The sequence below is a fragment of the Arhodomonas sp. KWT genome (assembly GCF_010993615.1).
The window spans coordinates 1-903 of sequence record NZ_WNXE01000675.1 but is presented as its reverse complement, the minus strand read 5'-3'; the positions used below and the strand labels follow the sequence as shown (position 1 = coordinate 903).

Below are 903 nucleotides of genomic sequence, written 5' to 3'. Positions count from 1 at the left end.
CGGCGGGAGGGTATCGGTGCCCGCGACCGGCGGCGTCACCGCCTCCTCGTGACCCCGCGGCATCGCCGCACCCCATGGCTCGGGGCGCGCGGCGGGATATGCAGGCGCCGCGTCGGCATCCGTGGGCATGGCGGTGCCCCGGGGTTCGGGCCGGGCCACCGGGAACGGCATGGAGACCACCCGGGCGCGATCGCTGATCTCCTCCAGCGACGGTCCGTCCCCGGTATCGCGTCCCCGCTCGGCGATCTCGTCGATCAGCCCGCCCGCCTCCGGCGGGACCTCCCCTTCGCCGAGGCTCACCAGGACCTCGCGGATGGTCGTCACACCGCGTCGCAGCAGGTTGCGGTCGTCATCATCCAGAGAGCGGTGCTCACCGAGACGCGAACGGACGAGGTTTTCCAGGGCCCGGCCGATGTTGGCGATGTCGTCGACACCCGCCATCCGGGCCGACCCGGTCAGGGTATGGACCGTGCGCACCAGGGCCTCCGTCGGCCGCGCCGCCGCGGACGAATCGGCCGCCGAGGCGACCTCCGAGAGGTGCTCATCGGTCTCTTTGCGGAAGATTTCGTAGAGGGTCGGATCGATGGCAGGCGCCGCGGACCTCTCTGCGCCCTCCCCATCGGCTTCGCCCGTGGGCTCTGTGGCCTCTTCGACGGATTCGGGGACCGCCTCCGCCGGAGACTCCGGCACCGCCGCGGCGTCCCGCCCCTCCACAAGGGCTTCCGCCCGGGCCATGAGCGCGCGGGCCTCGTCGAAGGGGCCATCGCCCTCCTGGGCCGTGGCCTCGGCAATCCCCGGGACGAGACCGATGGCCTGGTCGACCACATCGAATACGGGCGACGTGGCGTCACGGCTGCCGTCGAGAATACGGTTGAGAAGGTTCTCCACCGACCACGCCAGCTC

At 72.0% G+C, this 903-nt stretch carries 1 protein-coding gene; it reads right to left on the bottom strand.

All coding sequences use genetic code 11. The features are described 5' to 3' along the window. On the bottom strand, window positions 1-903 hold a 903-nt coding region (locus tag G7A99_RS21665), incomplete at both ends, for an Hpt domain-containing protein (RefSeq protein WP_205599993.1).